Consider the following 15,320-nt stretch of genomic DNA (forward strand, 5'->3'; position numbering starts at 1 on the left):
ATGGGCGCCGGCGCAAGACGACAGCGGGTCGAGTGGATCGGCGCGGGTCATCGCAGGGCCTGGCCGAAGAGGTCGTTGTAGAACGCCAACCCCATCAGTCCTGCCAGCAACGTCAGGCCCACGAATTGCCCCGCCGCCATGGCGCGCTCGCTCAGCGGGCTGCCCTTGACCAACTCGATAAGGTAATACAGCAAGTGCCCGCCGTCCAAGATCGGGATCGGCAGCAGGTTCATGATCGCCAGGCTCAGCGACAGCAGCGCCAGGAAATTCAGGAACCAGTCCGGGCCCTGCTTGGCCGAGACGTTGGCGACCTTGGCGATGGTGATCGGGCCGGACACGTTCTTCAGCGAGGCCTCGCCGGTCAGCATGCGGCGCAGGATGCCGAGCGTGTCGCCGGCCAGCCGGCCGGTCTCGCGGAAGGAGACCGGGATCGCCGCCAGCGGGCCGTAGCGCAGGGTGGCGTCGTAGGCCGGGCGGCGCTGCTCGCCGATGGCCACGCCCAGCGTCCAGCGCGGCGCGCCGGGGCCGGCGGCCTGCTTGAGATGGACGTCCAGGGCCAGGCGCTCGCCGTTGCGCTCGACCTCGATCAGGCCGTTGCCGCCGCCGCGGCCCAGGGCCTGCACCTGCGGCGCGACCTGGTCGGCGCTGGTGATCGGGGTGCCGTCCACCGCCAGCACGCGGTCGCCGGGGCGCAGCACGCCGTCGGCGGCCGAGCCGGCGGTGACGTTGGCGATGACCGCCGGCTGCAGGGTGAAGCGCCAGGTCAGGCCGGCCAGGGCCGGCACCTGCTGCTCGTCGAAGCCGACCGGCAGCTGCGACAGGCGCAGGGTCCGGGTATGGCTGGCGCCGTCCTGCGCGTCCTCGGTCTGCACCGGCACGTCCTCGCGGTCCATGGCGGCGACGGTCAACTGCATGGCGGCCTCGCTCCAGGTGGCGACGTCGCGGTCGCCGACGCGGACGATGCGCTCGCCGGGCTGGAATCCGGCCTGCTGCGCCAGGCCCTCGGCGCGGCCGACGATGGGCGCGTAGTCCTGCTTGCCGATCACGAACATCGCCCAGAGGAACGCCACGCACAGGATCAGGTTGGCGATCGGGCCGGCGGCGACGATGGCGATGCGCTGCCACACGCTCTTGTTGTTGAAGGCCTGCGCGCGCTCGGCAGGGGCCACCTCGCCCTCGCGTTCGTCGAGCATCTTCACGTAGCCGCCGAGCGGAATCGCGGCGATCGCGAACTCGGTGCCGTGGCGGTCGTAGCGCGACCACAGCGGCTTGCCGAAGCCCACCGAGAAGCGCAGCACCTTGACCCCGCAGCGGCGGGCGACCCAGAAATGGCCGAACTCGTGGAAGGTCACCAGGATGCCCAGGCTGACCAGCATCCACCAGATGGAGCCGACGACATTACCCATGCGCGTGGCTCATGGCGGCGTGGGGATCAAGCATGGGCGAAGTGGCGGGCAATGGCGAGTTCGGTGATCTTGCGCGAGTGCGCATCCGCCGCCAGCAACGCGTCCAGGGAATCGGCCGCGACCGCAGGCAGCTCGGTCAGGGCGTTCTCGACCAGCGCAGGAATCGATAGGAAACCGATCCGGCCCTGAAGAAAGGCTGAAACAGCCACTTCGTTGGCCGCGTTCAGGATCGCCGGGGCGCTGCCACCGGCCTGCATCGCGCGCCAGGCCAGGCCCAGGCAGGGGAAAGCGTCCAGGTCCGGCGCCTCGAAATCCAGCCGGCCCTGCGTCAGCAGGTCCAGCCCGGCGACCCCGGAGGCGATGCGGTCCGGCCAGCCCAGGCCCACCGCCAGGGTGGTGCGCATGTCCGGCAGGCCCATCTGCGCCAGGGTCGAACCGTCGATGAACTCGACCAGCGAATGCACCAGGCTCTGCGGGTGCACCAGCACCTCGATGCGCTCGGGCGCCAGCGCGAACAGGTGGTGGGCCTCGATCACTTCCAGGCCCTTGTTCATCAACGTCGCCGAATCGACGGAGATCTTCGGCCCCATCGACCACTTCGGGTGCGCCACGGCCTGCGCCGGGGTCACCGCCTGCAGGCGCGCGCGGTCCCAGCCGCGGAACGGGCCGCCGGAGGCGGTCAGCAGCACCCGCCGGACTTCGGCGCCGGTCTGGCGCGAGCGCAGGCACTGGAAGATGGCGTTGTGCTCGCTGTCGATCGGGATGATCTCGGCGCCGGCCGCGGCCGCCGCGGCGGTGACCAGTTCGCCGGCCAGCACCAGCGCTTCCTTGTTGGCCAGCAGCAGACGCTTGCCGGCGCGGGCCGCGGCCAGGGTCGAGGCCAGGCCGGCCGCGCCGACGATGGCGGCGACCACGCTGTCGCAGGCGTCGCTGGCCACCAGTTGGTCCAGTGCGGCGTCGCCGGCATGCGCCTGGGTCGACAGCCCGGCCGCGCGCAGGCCGTCGCGCAGCGCCGGGTACAGCGCCGGATCGGCGATCACCGCATGCGCGGGACGGTGCGTGGCGCACAGCGCCAGCAGCGCGTCGACGTTGCGCCCGGCGGCCAGCACGCCGGCGCGCAGGCGCTGCGGATGGCGCGCGATCACGTCCAGCGCCGAGGCGCCGATCGAGCCGGTGGCGCCGAGCACGGCGATGGTGCGGACCGCTGGGGTCTTGCTGCGTTGCGTGTTCACTGGCTCAGAACCCGAAGATGTCCTTGCCCAGTGCGAAGATCGGCAGCGCCGCCAGCACGCCGTCGATCCGGTCCAGCACGCCGCCGTGACCGGGAATCACGTTGCCCGAGTCCTTGGCGCCGACGTGGCGCTTGAGCAGGCTCTCGAACAGGTCGCCGACCACCGAGGCCAGCACGCTGACCGCGGCCACGATCAGCAGCCCGGGCAGGTGCGGCAGGGTCACCCCGGCCAGCCAGCCGAAACCGGCGGCCACGATCAGGCCGGCCAGCAGGCCGCCGACCAGGCCTTCCACGGTCTTGTTGGGGCTGATCCGCGGCGCGAGCTTGTGCTTGCCGAACTGGCGGCCGGCGAAATAGGCGCCGGAATCGGCGGCCCACACCGTCGCCAGCGCGGTCAGCAGCCAGCGGTGGCCGTTCGGCTCGCTGGCGTGGATCAGGCCCAGGGCGGCCCAGGCCGGCACGATCGCCAGGGTGCCGGCGGCGAGCTTGAACACCCGCGCATAGGTGGCGTGGTCGGAGCCGAAGCGGTAGAAGCCCAGCCACAGCAAGGCCACGCACCACCAGCCGGCGCCGATCAGGGTGGTCAGCTGGAACAGCACCAGCGAGCCGGCCGAGGCCCACACCAGCAGCACCATCAGCAGCAGGTTGAGCATCAGCAGGATGGTGCGCGGCAGGGTGTCGTCGACCTCGGCCAGCTTCAGCCATTCCCACAGGCCGATCAGGAAGATCAAGGCGGCCAGTGCGACCAGCCACTGGGTCGGCAGCAGCAGGATGGCGCAGATGGCCAGCGGGGCCATGATCAACGCGGCGATGACGCGGGTACGGGTCATGCGGAAACGTTCTCCGTCGCCGCTTCGGCGACCTGCGCGCTGGTGAGGCCGAAACGCCGCTCGCGGCGGGCGTAGTCGTCCAGGGCTTGTTGCAGCACCTCGGGGCCGAACTCGGGCCAGAGGGTCTCGGTGAACCACAGTTCGGTGTAGGCCAACTGCCACAGCAGGAAGTTGCTGATGCGCAGGTCGCCGCCGGTGCGGATGAACAGGTCCGGCGGCGGCAGGTCGGCCAGCGCCATGCGCGCCGACAGCGCGTCCTCGTCGATCTGCTCCGGGCGCAGGCGCCCGGCGGCGACGTCCTCGGCCAGCGCGCGCGCGGCCAGGGCGATGTCCTGGCGGCCGCCGTAGCTGGCGGCGATCGACAGGTGCAGGGCCTGGTTGTCGCGGGTGCGCGCCTCGGCCTGGGCCATGCGCTCGCACAGCGACGGCGCGAAGCGCGAGCGGTCGCCGATGAAGCGCACGCGCACGCCGCGCCGCTGCAACTCCTCGACCTCGCGGTCGAGCGCGTGCAGGAACAGCTTCATCAACGCGTCCACTTCCTCCTGCGGACGCCCCCAGTTCTCGCTGGAAAAGGCGAACAGGGTCAGCGCGCCGATGCCGCGCTCCAGGCAGAAGTCGATGGTGCGGTTGACCGCGCGGGCGCCCGCGCGGTGGCCGATCACGCGCGGCCGGCGGCGGCGCTGCGCCCAGCGGCCGTTGCCATCCATGATGATGGCCAGGTGGCGGGGCAGGGACATGGGGACGGGGTCGGAAGGCATGGCCGGCAGGCGCAGGCTCAGACCGCCATCAGTTCCTGTTCCTTGCCCTTGACCACGTCGTCCACGTCCTTGATCGCCTTGTCGGTCAGCTTCTGGATGTCGTCCTCGCTGGCGCGGGCCTCGTCCTCGGTGACCTTCTTGTCCTTCAGCAGATCCTTGACCTGCTGGTTGGCGTCGCGGCGGATGTTGCGGATCGCGACCTTGGTGTCCTCGCCTTCGCCATGCACGACCTTCGACAGCTCGCGGCGGCGCTCCTCGGTGAGCGCGGGCAGGTTGAGGCGGATGGTGGTGCCGGCGGTGTTCGGGGTCAGGCCCAGGTCCGAGGCCAGGATCGCCTTCTCGACCGCGCCGACCATCTGCTTTTCCCACGGGGTGATGGTCAGCGAGCGGGCGTCGGCGACGGCCACGCTGGCGACCTGGCTCAGCGGCATCTCCGAGCCGTAGTAGTTGACCTTCAGGTGCTCGACCAGGGCGGTCGACGCGCGCCCGGTGCGCACCTTGATGAGCGTATGACGCAGCGCGTCGATGCTCTTGGCCATGCGGGTCTGTGCGTCTTGCTTGATTTCGTTGAGCATCGCCGGTGTCCGTGCTGAATCTGAATCGGACGATTATAGCCTGCTGGGAGTGGGGAATCGGGAATGGGGAATGGCGAGGGCGGATCCCTGCGCGCCTGACTGAACGCCAGTGGCGCGAGAATCGGGGCTGGCGCCAATGTTGCAGTGCGCAACGCTGTTGCGATTCCCGATTCCCGATTCCCGATTCCCGGCTTTTCAGCCCCGACCTTTGACCAACGTGCCGATCTCGGCGCCGCGCAGGATCTTCAGCAGTTCGCCGGGCTGGCCCATGTTGAAGATGCGCAGCGGCAGGTCGCTGTCGCGGGCCAGGGCGAAGGCGGCGGTGTCCATCACTTCCAGGTTGCGGGCGATGACCTCGTCGTAGGTCAGGCTGTCGAAGCGTACGGCGTCGGCGTGCTTCTTCGGGTCCTTGTCGTACACGCCGTCGACCTTGGTCGCCTTCAGCAGCAGGTCGGCACCGATCTCGATCGCGCGCAGTGCCGCGCCGGAGTCGGTGGTGAAGAAGGGGTTGCCGGTGCCCGCGGCGAAGATCGCGATGCGGCCCTTTTCCAGGTGGCGGATCGCACGGCGGCGGATGAAGTCCTCGCACACGTCGTTGATCTTGATCGCGCTCATCACCCGCACCTTGGCGCCGAGCTTTTCCAGCGCGTCCTGCATCGCCAGCGCGTTGATGACGGTGGCGAGCATGCCCATGTGGTCGCCGGTGACCCGGTCCATGCCGTTGGCGGCCAGGCCGGCGCCGCGGAAGATGTTGCCGCCGCCGATCACCAGCGCCACCTCCGCGCCGGCCTGCTGCGCCTCGATCACCTCATGGGCGAGGCGATTGATGATCTTCGGGTCGATGCCGTAGTCCCCGTCTCCCATCAGCGCTTCGCCGGACAGTTTCAACAGGATACGGCGATAGGCGAGCTGGGACATGGCGACCTCGTTGGGGGATGACGGGCAAACCACACGATTTTAGCCGATGCGCGCCAGCGCGTCTGTGCCGCCGGCGATGCTTCAGCGTTGCGCCTCTCCGCATGAGCGCGCGGTGACGCGATTGCGACCGCCGTGCTTGGCGCTGTACAGCATGTCGTCGGCCGCCTGCAGCAGTTCCTGCGCGCTGTTGAAACGCTCGCGGCCGCCCTGGGTGGCCACGCCCGCGGAGAAGCTGATGCGCAGCGGCCCCTGCTTGGTGTCGGCCATCGGCCGCTGCGCGATCTCGGCGAGGATGCGCCGCATCACGCCCAGCGCGGCCTCTTCGCCGGTGTTGGGCAACAGCACCAGGAATTCCTCGCCGCCGAAGCGCGCCACGGTGTCGCTGGCGCGCAGCATCGGCTGCAGGGTCTGCGCGAATGCGCGCAGGACCTGGTCGCCGACCAGGTGCCCGTGCGCGTCGTTGATCTTCTTGAAATCGTCCAGGTCGATGAAGGCCACCGACAGCGGCCAGTCGTGGCGATTGGCCAGTTCGAACTGCTGCTTGAGCAAAGTGTCCAGCTGGTGCCGGTTGAACACGCCGGTGAGGGCATCGCGGCTGGCCTGTTCGGCCAGGCGCCGTGCGTGCTGCTCGTACTCGTCGGCGCGCTGGCGCACGCGGTTGGCTTCCTGCACTTCGCGCAGGTTGCGCAGCACCATCAGCTCGCGGGCATGGCTGATGATCGCGTCGACCCGTTCCGGCTGCGCGATGCGCACGTCGAAGATCGGGCTGACCGCCGGCAGCGCCTCGGCGATGTGGCCCACCACCTCGTCGAAGCGGCGGCTGTCCAGTTGCAGGTCGCGATAGGCGCACTGCATGGCGTGGGTGCGCGCGGCTTCAGGATCGTCGCCGAGCCAGATGTCGGCGACGGCGCCGGACAGGCGCACGCAGATGTCGAAGGGTTCGGTCGCGGCGCCGGCAGTGCCGCCGCCGCCGATACTGCGCTGCAGGTAGGCGGGCAGCTTCCATTTCTGCGCCAGCCAGGCACCGACCTCCGCGCGGTCGGCGCCCAGGTGCTCGCGCTCCAGCGCGCTCAGCCGTTGCGGATCGCCAGCCGCCTCGTGCAGCAGGGCGGCGTACTGGTCGTGGCAGACGTGCAGCAGGGCCAGTGCGCCCATGTCCTGCAGCAGCCCGGCCAGCATCAGTTCCTCGTGCTTGCGCAGCCCGGCGGCCTGGCCGAGCAGGCGGCTGGCCAGTGCCGCCAGCACGCTGCGTCGCCACAGCCGTTCCTGCGGCTCGCCGCTGCCGCCGCGCAGGCTCTGCACCATCGAAAAGCCCAACGCCAGGCTCAGCGCGGCGTTGAGGCCGAGCATGGTCAGCGCCTGGCCCAGGTTGTCGACACGGCGTCGGCTGGCGTACAGCGGGGAATTGGCGATGCGCAGCATGCGCGCGCTCAGTGCCATGTCCATGGCGATCGCATCGGCGGTCGCGGCCAGGTCCACGTCCGCATCCTGCGCCAGTTCGATGATGCGCAAGGCAACGCCGGGGGGCGAGGGCAGGTCGCGGGAGTGACTCAGGATCGCTTCGAGTTCAGGATGCATGCACTTCCGATACGGCATGGAATGAGAGGTGGGGGAGCGGCCTGTCCCGGCCTGCGCAGCGTACACCCGTAAAAAAAAAGCCGCGACAAGCGCGGCTCTTTTCTTCCCGGGAGCGGGATCAGGCCAGGCCGGCCTGCTTCATCACTTCGGCGGCGTAGTCTTCCACCACCTTCTCGATGCCTTCGCCTACCGCCAGGCGCTGGAAGCCGACCACGTCGGCGCCGGCGGCCTTCACCGCCTGCTCCACGGTCTGGTCGGTGTTCAGCACGTAGGGCTGGCCGTACAGGGTGACCTCGTTGACGATCTTGGCGATCTTGCCGCTGATGATCTTCTCCAGGATGTCGGCCGGCTTGGCCTTGTCCTTCTCCGACATCTTGGCCAGCTCGATTTCCTTTTCCTTGGCCACGAACTCGGCCGGGACGTCGGAGGCCTTGACGTGCGGCGGGTTCATCGCCGCGATGTGCATGGCGATGCCGCGGGCCAGGTCGGCGTCGCCGCCCTTGACCTCGACCAGCACGCCGATGCGGCCGCCGTGCACGTAGGCGGCGACGTTGTTGGCGCTGTCGATGCGCACCAGGCGGCGCACCTGCACGTTCTCGCCGACCTTGGCGATGACCGCGGCACGGGCTTCCTCGACGGTCTCGCCGCTGGGCAGCTTGGCGCTCTTCAGCGCTTCGACGTCGGCGGCGCCGGAGGCCAGGGCGGCCTGGACGACGGCGTCGGTGAAGGCCAGGAAGTTGTTGTCCTTGGCGACGAAGTCGGTCTCGGAGTTGATTTCGACCAGGACCGCCTTGCCGCCGTCCTGCGCCATCGCGATGCGGCCTTCGGCGGCGACGCGGTCGGCCTTCTTGTCGGCCTTGGCCAGGCCCGACTTGCGCAGCCACTCGGCGGCGTTGTCGATGTTGCCGGCGTTCTCGGTGAGTGCCTTCTTGCACTCCATCATGCCGGCGCCTGTGCGCTCGCGCAGTTCCTTGACCAGGGAAGCAGTGATTTCCACGGGATGTCCTCACGAAAGGTGGGAAAAGGCCGGCTTGCGGCCGGCCGGTAGATCTGGGAAGCGGGCGCCGCAGGCGGCGCTCGCGAAGCCGGGCGCGCCGAACGCGCCGGGCGGCGGCTGCGCATGATCGCGCAGCCGCATGGCGCGCCGGTTACTCGGCGGCGGGAGCGGTCTCTTCGGCCTTCTTGCCGTTCTTGCGCGGGCCGCGGCCCTTGTCGTCGCCGCCCTCGGCGAACTCTTCCTCGCGCACGCTGGCGGCGTTCGGCGCAGCGGCCTTGCCTTCCAGCACGGCGTCGGCGGCGGCACGGGCGTACAGCTGCACGGCGCGGATGGCGTCGTCGTTGCCCGGGATGGCGTAGTCGACCAGGTCCGGGTTGTAGTTGGTGTCGACCACCGCGATCACCGGGATGCCGAGCTTCTTGGCTTCCTTGATGGCGATGTCTTCATGGCCGATGTCGATGACGAACAGGGCGTCCGGCAGACGGTTCATTTCCTTGATGCCGCCCAGCGAGGCTTCCAGCTTGTCGCGCTCGCGGCGCAGGGTCAGCACTTCGTGCTTGACCAGCTTGTCGAAGGTGCCGTCGGTTTCGGCCGCTTCCAGCTCCTTCAGGCGCGCCACCGACTGCTTGACGGTGCGGAAGTTGGTCAGCGTGCCGCCCAGCCAGCGCTGGGTCATGAACGGCTGGCCGCAACGCTCGGCTTCTTCCTTCACCGCGTCGCGGGCGCTGCGCTTGGTGCCCAGGAACAGGATGGTGCCGCGCTTCTGCGCGACGCTGGAGATGAAGTTCATCGCGTCGTTGAACAGCGGAACCGTCTTCTCGAGGTTGATGATGTGGATCTTGCCGCGCGCGCCGAAGATGTACGGCGCCATCTTGGGGTTCCAGTAGCGGGTCTGGTGGCCGAAGTGGACGCCGGCTTCCAGCATCTGACGCATGGTGACCTGAGGCATTGCAGTGACTCCTGATGGGGAACCGGCCGTGCGCGGGCAGGAATGGGTGAAGCGCGCGCATGACGACGGCCTTGCGGGCCGCACGACGATTCCGGGGTTGGGCCTCCCTGCTGCCTCCGTGGCCGAACTCCTTGCGGAGCACCCCGGCACGGGCGATGGCGGCAGGTGTGAATTCGCCGGTGCGTCCGGCGTGGACGGTCCATCGGCCCATGACGGGCACGACGAAGCCGCGCACTATACCTGGCGGGGGCCGCTGGCGCAATGTGCCGGGCGGTTCACTCGGCGGGCAGCGCCTGCAGCGGCGCCTGGTCGTCGAGCCTGGCCGCGAAGTGGCCGCCGGGCGCGGTCGCGGCGGCCGGCAGCGGCCAGCGTTTGTAGGCGCCGGCCAGGACATAGCCGGAGAGACTGGGGAACAGGGGCAGGGTGCGGCCGTCGGCGCCGACGAAGCTCAGGTCGCTGAGCCGGGCGTGGGCGCTGCCGCGGTTGTGCACCACCAGCTCCGGCCCGCGCGCGCCGGCGCTCAGGTGGGCGCTGAGGCGCGGCGCGGCTGCCGGGTCCGCCGGGCTCAGGAACACCGGGGTCGAATAGCGCAGCAGCAAGGGTGGGGCCGGCGCGGCGGGCGCCGGTGCGGCCGGGTCGGCTGGGGCGGGGCGTTCCTCCAGCACCAGGCGGTAGGCGCTTTCCTCGGCGCTGGCCGGTCCGGGACGCACCAGCCGCAGCAGTTGCCGCCCCTGCGCCGGGATGTCGATCGATTGCGGGCTGGCGCGGATCTCGTCGTTGCTCTCCAGGTCGTCCATCCCGTCGGTCTGCCGCCAGCGGTACACCGTGACCTGCGCCTGCCAGCGGCGGTCCTGGGTATTGCTCAGCCAGATGTCGGTGCTGGTCTCGCCGGGGGCCAGTTGCACCAGGGTCGGGCTGATCCGCACCCCGGCCGCGCCGGCACTGCCGGCCAGCGCCAGCAGCAGCGTTGGCAGCAAGCGCGCGCGCGCGCTGCGGGCGCGGCCCACTAGAACGCGACCGTGGCGTAGCCCGCCGACGTGCGCGGCGTGATGCCGGCGGCGGGCAGGCTCAAGGCCAACGCCATGCCGGCGCCGGGCGCGGGTGTGCCGTCGATGCTGACCTGGTAGGCCAGCGGGCGGTTGCAGGCGACCGTCGGCAGTGCCCCGGGTTGCGGACGCGCCGGGGCGCCGATCTCGCAACTGCGTTCGATACGGATACCGATCCGCAACATCGCGCCGCCGGTGCCGACGGCGGGTTGCGCCGCCGCGTCGACGCCGGCCACGCACAGGCTCGCCAGCAGCAGCGGTCGCAGGAACGGCGCAGTCATCGAGCGGGACTCCGGGGAGGACACAGCCAATAGCGGCCCGACCCCCCGGCAACTTGACCGGCGCCACGGCGCCGTTCAGGCCTCAGTAGGTGACGGTGACCTTGACCACGTCGCTGTAGCTGCCCGGGGCGGGCGTCTGCCGGGCCGGGACCTGCCCGTACAGGGTCAGCGCCTGTGCGCTGCCGGTCCCGGTGCCGGTCTGGGTATCGGTATTCAGGGTGCTGCCCCAGCGTTGGGTGCGCGCAGCGTCGCGGTACAGCTCATAGGTCAGGTACTGGCCGCTGGCGCTGCGCATGCGGCGCACGTTGCCGCTGGCGTTCTGACCATTGTCCAGGCTCACCTGCCAGGCGGTGCGGTAGCGGCAGTTCATGCTGAGCACGGTGGTGTAGTTCAGCGGGTTGTCGATCAGGCCGGACTGGGTGCCGAAGTCCAGGTCGGCGATGCTGGCGATGGTGCAGGTCGGTGCGGCGGTGGCGCTGGCCACGAACGGGAACTGCACCGAGGTGCCGCCGCCCTTGCCGCCGGTGGTGCAGGAGGTGGGAATCACCGCGGGGTTGCCGACCAACGGCTCGTCGTAGCGGTACTGCAGGTTGGTGTACACGCCGCTGAAGCTGTTCTGGTAGGTCCCGGTGGCGATGCCGCTTTGCAACGGCACCCGCGCGTAGACGGTGTAGGTGCCGGTGCCGCTGCCGCCGGTCGCCAGCGACGAATAGGTCAGGTCCACCTGCAGTGGGGTGGAACCGCTCAGCGCGCTGCCCCAGACCAGGCTGCGCGCGCTGTCGCGGTAGAGCTGGAAGCCGAGGCTGTCGTTGAGCGGGTTGAGCATGCGCCGCGGGGTGATGCCGAGGCCGGCACCCTGCGCGCCCTCGCCGATGTTCAGGCACATGCGCACGTAGATCGTGCCCAGCACGCTGATCGCGCCGGTCTGGCAGGTCACCAGGATCTGTGCGGTGGCGTCGGTGGCGGCGGTGTCGGAGAGGGTGCCGAAGCTCACCGCCGTGGCCTGCGCGGTACAGGTGGTGGTCGCGGCAGCGCGCTGCGGCAGCAGCGCCGCGGCCACCAGCAGCAGCGCCGGCAGCCATATCCGCCAGGCGCGCGCGCTCACGGCGTGCGCTCCGACAGGCAGCGCAGCGGACCCAGCCGGGTGGGCGGCGCCTGCGTCGGGCGCTCGATCCGGAACCGGCAGCGGCTTCCTTGCATGTCCACCTCCAGGTCGTTGCGGCCGGGCGCGAGCCCTTCCACATAGGCCTGGCCATCGTAGCCGACCAAGGTGTCGACGCCCGGTCCATGCACCAGGCTGCCAACCGGCAGCGGCGCGTCGGCGGCGTCGTGCAGTTGCACCAGCACGCCGTCGCTGCGGCGGATCGGGAACGCCACCACCACCCCGGTGCGGTCGCGCGGTACCACGATCTGGTCCACCTGCTCCGGCCGCAACTCGGGCGGCAAGCGCATCGGATCGATCGACAGCCGGTTGTGCTGCCAGGCCAGCAGCGGCGTGACCAGCAGGAAGCCGCGCGCATCGGTGCGGCCGATCGGCCGGTTCTCCAGCAGCACTGGCACGTCGGCGACGCCGCCGGTGGAGACCAGGGCGAAGGCCTGGTCGAGATCGCGGCCAGGGAACCAGCCGCCGCCGATCCAGGCCACGCCGCCCGACGCTTCCGCGTAGGCGTAGCGCTGGCCGCCGGCGCTGGCGATGCCGCCGGCGTAGCGGGCGCTGTCGCCACGCCAACTGGCTTCGGCCAGGCCGCCGCCGCCGTCCTGCCCACCGCGCGCCTGCAGCCGCCAGCCGCTGCCGCCGTCGGCGGCCGCCGCCTGGCTGAGGTCGGCCGTCGCACTGGTGCGTTCGCCGATGCGTTGCATGGCCACGCCGGCCTGGCGGCGGCCGTCCAGCGCGATCGACCAGCCCAGGTACACGCTGCGGTCGCGGGCCTGGTCCAGGTTCTGGTTGACGCTCAGGTTCAACGACGACTGCCGCGGCAGGGCACGGGTCCAGAACAGGCTGGCGTAGCGTTGGTCGCCGCTGTCGGGGTAGGCCAGGCGCACGTAGCTCAGGGCGATGTTGCCGACGCCGTCCCAGGTGCTGCCGAACAGGGCGCGCTCGCTGATCCGCGGCGGCGCGGCGCCGTAGCGCGCGGCCACGTCGCGGTAGCCGGATTGCGCGCGCTGGGTATCCATCGCCAGGTTGAAGCGGCCGTTGTTCCAGCGGTAGCTCAGCGCGTACTGCAGGCCTTGCTGGCCGGCCGCACCGCCGTGCGCCAGCGAGGCGCCGAACACGCCGGCGCGCGGCAACAGCCACAGGCCGCCGACCCCGGCATTGCGCACGCCGGCGCCGGCCTCGGCGTGCGCCTCGGCGGTGAAGCGCGGGCCGAGGCCGCGCCGCCAGCTGGCGCTGCCGACGGTGTCGCCGGCATAGGCGAAATCGGCGACGCCGTACGCCTCGCGCACCCGGCCCAGCGCCAGCGACCAGTCGGTCAGGCCGCTGGCCAGCAAGTCCTGGGTCGCATAGAACGGAAAGGCCAGCGAGCGGGTGCGGCCGTAGGCGTCGGTGATCACCACCTGGGCATTGCCGGCGCCGTCCACGCCCGGCGCGGCGGACAGCTGGAACGGCCCGGCCGGCAGTTGCGCGCCGTACTGGCGGATGCCGTTGACGTACAGGTCCACGCTGGACGGCACCGCCACTTCGCCGAGGAATTCCGGCAACGGGGTGATCGCGCGATACGGCTGCAGGCCGAAGTCGCTGCCCACCCGCACGCCGCCCAGGCGCACGGTGCGGCTCCAACTGGTGCTGCTGCTGAAGGTGTCGCCCAGCACCACGCTGGTCATGCGCTCGGGCAGCGACCATTGCCATTGCGTGTCCAGGCGGATCGTCTGGGCACGCCAGTCCTGCTGCGGCTCGCGGTACACGCGGCCGACGAAGGACTGCCGCAGCAGGCCCTGGCCCAGACCGAACACGCGCAGCTCGCCACTGGCGGTGAGATTGCTAGCGCCGCCCTGGCGGCTGGCGTAGAGGTCGTAGTCGAGCAATGCGCCGGGTGAACTGGTCGCCGGCAGCGACGGCACGCCGCCGCGCGCGTCGATGCGGGTGGTGGCGACGTCCAGCAGCGCCACCGGCGCGTCGATCGTCACCTGCTGCAGGCTGGCGTCGTAGCGGAAGCGCACGCCGTCCAGGTCGCCCAGGGCGATCGCCGCGCTGGCGTCGCTGCCGTCCACGCGCAGGCCGAGCTGGCGCAGGGTGGCGGCGCTGGCGCGCAGTTGCTCGCCGTCGCGTTGGAACTGGAACAGGCCGGGCTGGCGGGTCTGGTTCAGGGTGACCTCCAGGTACAGGGTCTCCTGCGCCGGTGCCGCGGCCTGGGGCTGGGGCAGGACCTGCGGCTGGGCGACGGCGAGTGCGGCAGTGCCGACCCACAGCGCGAGCAGCAGTTCAAGGCGCCGCGGTGTCCACGACCAGCGACTGCGCGCGCGGCTCGCCATTGATCCTTGCCTCGAACGTTCCCTGGGTCTGCGCCAGCGCCGCCGGCAGCGGCCAGCGCTTGCGCTGGCCCGGCAGCACGTAGCCGGCCAGGCCTTCGGCGATCGCGCTGCGGCGGCCGTCGCCGGCGACGAACTGCAGGTCCACCAACTGCGCGTGGCCGTTGCCCTCATTGCGCACTTCCAGCGCCGCGCCCGCGCCGTCGCGGAGCAGCCGCGCGCGCAGTGCCGGCGCCGTGGTCGCGGCCGGCTTGAGGAACACCGGCACCGAATAGCGCAGCACGAACTGCAGCCCGGCGCTGGCGTTGCCGCCGGCATCCTGGCTGGGCAGTTCGTCGACCAGGATGCGATAGGCGTCCTCGCCGGCGGCGGGCGCGGGATCCAGGCGGATCACCCGCACCAGTTGCCGCGCGTGCGGCGCCAGTTGCAGCATCGGCGGGCTGAGCGCGATGCGGTCGCTTGGGTCGAGCACATCCTCGCCGTCGCGCTGCTGCCAGCGGAACACGCGCACCTGCGCGCGCAGCGGCACGTCGCCACTGTTGCTCAGCCACAGGCCCTGCGCGGTTTCCTCGGCGCGCAGCGAGACCGAAGTCGGCGCCACCTGCAGGCTCGCGGCGACAGCCGCGCCTGCCGCCGCCAGCCACAGCGCGGCGAGCGCCGGCAGGCGCAGGAAGGAAGACAGTCGCGAACGCATGCAGGCGGCTCCGGTTACCAGGTGACGGTGGCGGTGACGACGTCGCTGTAGGAACCGGCAGGGTAGTTGGTGCTGGCGACCTGGCCGTAGACGGTGATCGGTTGCACTGCACCATTGCCGGTGCCGGCCTGGGTGTCGGTGCCGATGGTCGAGCCCCAGTTCTGGGTGCGCGCGGCATTGCGGTACAGCGCGTACGGCACGCGTGCGGTATTGCTGGCGTCGGCACTGCCCATGGTGCGGGTGGTGACCGTGGCGCCGGAGCCGGAGCCGGCGTTCAGCGCGATGTTGTACGGCGTGCCGGAGGTGCAGCGCACGTTCAAGGTGCCGGTGCTGTTGATCGCGGTCTGGGTGGAATTGACGCTGCCGAAATCGACGTCGGTGGGCGCGGTCTGGATGTCGCAGACGCTGGTGATCTGGATCTTGACGTTGAAGGTGCGCGAGTCGGACTGGGCCCAGGCCAGGCCGGTCCCGGCGGCGAACAGCACGATGAAGGCGAGAACGCGATGGAAGAGGTACATGACAGGGTTCTTCGGTGAGGGCGGACAACCGCCGGTGCCACTGCCAGTGCAAAATGCGCGCCAGTTCACAT

The 15,320-nt window shown here is 70.7% G+C and carries 15 protein-coding genes; all 15 read right to left on the bottom strand.

The genetic code is table 11. The features are described 5' to 3' along the window. Nucleotides 1–47: 47 nt before the first annotated feature. The 15 genes from rseP to ACHWVH_RS06080 all read right to left on the bottom strand — a co-directional run bounded on the left by rseP (nucleotide 48) and on the right by ACHWVH_RS06080 (nucleotide 15,249). A complete protein-coding gene (gene rseP / locus ACHWVH_RS06010; RefSeq protein ID WP_394686841.1) occupies nucleotides 48–1,406 on the bottom strand; it encodes an RIP metalloprotease RseP in 1,359 nt (452 codons plus the stop codon). A 26-nt stretch (nucleotides 1,407–1,432) separates the two neighbouring features. Then, nucleotides 1,433–2,638, bottom strand: a complete 1,206-nt coding sequence (gene dxr, locus ACHWVH_RS06015; RefSeq protein ID WP_150408999.1) for a 1-deoxy-D-xylulose-5-phosphate reductoisomerase — start codon at nucleotides 2,636–2,638, stop codon at nucleotides 1,433–1,435. A gap of 4 nt (nucleotides 2,639–2,642) precedes the next feature. After that, on the bottom strand, nucleotides 2,643–3,467 hold the full coding sequence (locus tag ACHWVH_RS06020; protein ID WP_017908843.1) for a phosphatidate cytidylyltransferase: 825 nt from the start codon (nucleotides 3,465–3,467) through the stop codon (nucleotides 2,643–2,645). After that, complete coding sequence (gene uppS, locus ACHWVH_RS06025; protein ID WP_160970844.1) at nucleotides 3,464–4,204, bottom strand: polyprenyl diphosphate synthase; 741 nt, start codon at nucleotides 4,202–4,204, stop codon at nucleotides 3,464–3,466. Before uppS ends, ACHWVH_RS06020 begins: the two co-directional genes overlap by 4 nt. 38 nt (nucleotides 4,205–4,242) lie before the next feature. Next, nucleotides 4,243–4,800: a ribosome recycling factor gene (gene frr / locus ACHWVH_RS06030; protein WP_152237379.1), complete on the bottom strand. Its 558-nt coding sequence runs from the start codon at nucleotides 4,798–4,800 to the stop codon at nucleotides 4,243–4,245. A gap of 195 nt (nucleotides 4,801–4,995) precedes the next feature. Next, nucleotides 4,996–5,718 carry a UMP kinase gene (gene pyrH / locus ACHWVH_RS06035; RefSeq protein ID WP_010344040.1) on the bottom strand — a complete coding sequence of 241 codons (723 nt, stop codon included), beginning with the start codon at nucleotides 5,716–5,718 and terminating at the stop codon, nucleotides 4,996–4,998. 81 nt (nucleotides 5,719–5,799) lie between these two features. Continuing rightward, nucleotides 5,800–7,296, bottom strand: coding sequence for a GGDEF domain-containing protein (locus tag ACHWVH_RS06040; protein WP_295927841.1), 1,497 nt, complete (start codon nucleotides 7,294–7,296; stop codon nucleotides 5,800–5,802). 118 nt (nucleotides 7,297–7,414) lie between these two features. Continuing rightward, nucleotides 7,415–8,293 carry a translation elongation factor Ts gene (gene tsf, locus ACHWVH_RS06045; protein ID WP_017908840.1) on the bottom strand — a complete coding sequence of 293 codons (879 nt, stop codon included), beginning with the start codon at nucleotides 8,291–8,293 and terminating at the stop codon, nucleotides 7,415–7,417. Nucleotides 8,294–8,444: 151 nt separating this feature from the next. Further along, a complete protein-coding gene (gene rpsB, locus ACHWVH_RS06050) occupies nucleotides 8,445–9,242 on the bottom strand; it encodes a 30S ribosomal protein S2 (RefSeq protein ID WP_017908839.1) in 798 nt (265 codons plus the stop codon). A 275-nt stretch (nucleotides 9,243–9,517) separates the two neighbouring features. Further along, entirely contained in the window at nucleotides 9,518–10,219 is a 702-nt protein-coding gene (locus ACHWVH_RS06055) for a molecular chaperone (RefSeq protein ID WP_394686842.1), read from the bottom strand. Between the two features lie 29 nt (nucleotides 10,220–10,248). Continuing rightward, nucleotides 10,249–10,569 carry a hypothetical protein gene (locus tag ACHWVH_RS06060; RefSeq protein ID WP_152237623.1) on the bottom strand — a complete coding sequence of 107 codons (321 nt, stop codon included), beginning with the start codon at nucleotides 10,567–10,569 and terminating at the stop codon, nucleotides 10,249–10,251. Between the two features lie 82 nt (nucleotides 10,570–10,651). Continuing rightward, on the bottom strand, nucleotides 10,652–11,674 hold the full coding sequence (locus ACHWVH_RS06065; RefSeq protein ID WP_295927837.1) for a spore coat U domain-containing protein: 1,023 nt from the start codon (nucleotides 11,672–11,674) through the stop codon (nucleotides 10,652–10,654). After that, nucleotides 11,671–14,040 (bottom strand): fimbria/pilus outer membrane usher protein, encoded by a 2,370-nt coding sequence (locus ACHWVH_RS06070; RefSeq protein WP_394686843.1) that lies wholly within the window; start codon nucleotides 14,038–14,040, stop codon nucleotides 11,671–11,673. The genes ACHWVH_RS06065 and ACHWVH_RS06070 overlap by 4 nt, the downstream gene beginning before the upstream one ends. Beyond that, nucleotides 13,991–14,731, bottom strand: a complete 741-nt coding sequence (locus tag ACHWVH_RS06075; RefSeq protein ID WP_394686844.1) for a molecular chaperone — start codon at nucleotides 14,729–14,731, stop codon at nucleotides 13,991–13,993. The genes ACHWVH_RS06070 and ACHWVH_RS06075 overlap by 50 nt, the downstream gene beginning before the upstream one ends. Before the next feature lie 14 nt (nucleotides 14,732–14,745). Then, nucleotides 14,746–15,249, bottom strand: a complete 504-nt coding sequence (locus tag ACHWVH_RS06080; protein ID WP_267094417.1) for a spore coat U domain-containing protein — start codon at nucleotides 15,247–15,249, stop codon at nucleotides 14,746–14,748. Nucleotides 15,250–15,320: the final 71 nt, after the last annotated feature.

It is taken from the genome of uncultured Xanthomonas sp., assembly GCF_964278005.1.
Classification (GTDB): Bacteria; Pseudomonadota; Gammaproteobacteria; order Xanthomonadales; family Xanthomonadaceae; genus Xanthomonas_A; species Xanthomonas_A sontii.

Excerpts from the sequence above, each read along its gene's own strand:
- uppS (WP_160970844.1), bottom strand. The coding sequence starts at position 4,204 with ATGTCCCTGCCCCGCCACCTGGCCATCATCATGGATGGCAACGGCCGC.
- rpsB (WP_017908839.1), bottom strand. The coding sequence starts at position 9,242 with ATGCCTCAGGTCACCATGCGTCAGATGCTGGAAGCCGGCGTCCACTTC.
- ACHWVH_RS06080 (WP_267094417.1), bottom strand. The coding sequence starts at position 15,249 with ATGTACCTCTTCCATCGCGTTCTCGCCTTCATCGTGCTGTTCGCCGCC.
- frr (WP_152237379.1), bottom strand. The coding sequence starts at position 4,800 with ATGCTCAACGAAATCAAGCAAGACGCACAGACCCGCATGGCCAAGAGC.
- ACHWVH_RS06040 (WP_295927841.1), bottom strand. The coding sequence starts at position 7,296 with ATGCATCCTGAACTCGAAGCGATCCTGAGTCACTCCCGCGACCTGCCC.
- ACHWVH_RS06020 (WP_017908843.1), bottom strand. The coding sequence starts at position 3,467 with ATGACCCGTACCCGCGTCATCGCCGCGTTGATCATGGCCCCGCTGGCC.
- rseP (WP_394686841.1), bottom strand. The coding sequence starts at position 1,406 with ATGGGTAATGTCGTCGGCTCCATCTGGTGGATGCTGGTCAGCCTGGGC.
- ACHWVH_RS06075 (WP_394686844.1), bottom strand. The coding sequence starts at position 14,731 with ATGCGTTCGCGACTGTCTTCCTTCCTGCGCCTGCCGGCGCTCGCCGCG.
- ACHWVH_RS06060 (WP_152237623.1), bottom strand. The coding sequence starts at position 10,569 with ATGACTGCGCCGTTCCTGCGACCGCTGCTGCTGGCGAGCCTGTGCGTG.
- ACHWVH_RS06070 (WP_394686843.1), bottom strand. The coding sequence starts at position 14,040 with ATGGCGAGCCGCGCGCGCAGTCGCTGGTCGTGGACACCGCGGCGCCTT.
- pyrH (WP_010344040.1), bottom strand. The coding sequence starts at position 5,718 with ATGTCCCAGCTCGCCTATCGCCGTATCCTGTTGAAACTGTCCGGCGAA.